The sequence below is a fragment of the Pedococcus sp. P1_H8 genome, from assembly GCF_056405175.1.
In genome coordinates this window covers 1-646 of the sequence record NZ_JBFUCP010000052.1, presented here as the reverse complement: position 1 = coordinate 646, position 646 = coordinate 1, and the positions used below count along the sequence as shown (strand labels likewise).

At 70.1% G+C, this 646-nt stretch carries 1 protein-coding gene and 1 riboswitch; the gene reads left to right on the top strand.

Annotated features, from left to right (window positions below):
• The first annotated feature begins 100 nt into the window (after positions 1–100).
• Positions 101–216: riboswitch (SAM riboswitch) on the top strand.
• A gap of 101 nt (positions 217–317) precedes the next feature.
• Positions 318–646: aminotransferase class V-fold PLP-dependent enzyme (locus AC1DYG_RS18770; RefSeq protein WP_477641385.1), on the top strand; the 329-nt coding region annotated here is incomplete at its 3' end.

The window sequence follows — 646 nt, the reverse complement described above, 5'->3', positions numbered from 1 at the left end:
TGTTTTCGGTTCCGTCGAAGTTGGCTGCCGGCGGGTGGGGTGGGCGAGGTCACGAGGGTGGGGTTGACAGGACGGCGGACGGGCTGCAATTCTCTGGTCAGGTCATGAGTGCCAGCAGATAGCCCCGGCTTGCTGGCCGGCAACCCTCCGCCGCGGTGGGGTGCCCCGGGTGACGACCTGGCTGTAGTCCAATACCGGACACGGCAAGCGCGGACTCGATGCACACCCCCGCGACATCTAGGTACGGCCGACTCGTTCGGTCCGGCCGGTACGTCGCCTTCGCTGCACGCGAGTCCCTGAACCAGAGGGAAGCTTCAATGACTGCCGTACTCGACCCCACCTGTGCCGCCACCGCCGCCACCGCTGCCGCTACCTGTGCAGCCACCGCCACGCGGATCGACGCCCCGTTCGCCGAGGTCTCCGGCGCCGGACTGTCCGTCCCGCTCGCCGACGGCAGCACCTGCACGTACGCCAACTTCGACTACGCCGCCAGCGCGCCCGCCCTCGCGCAGGTCACCGCCCGGGTCCAGGACCTGCTGCCGTACTACGCCAGCGTGCACCGCGGCGCCGGCTACGCCTCGCAGGTCTGCACCGCCAGCTACGAGGGCGCCCGTGACGTGGTCGCCGAGTTCGTCGGTGCGCGATC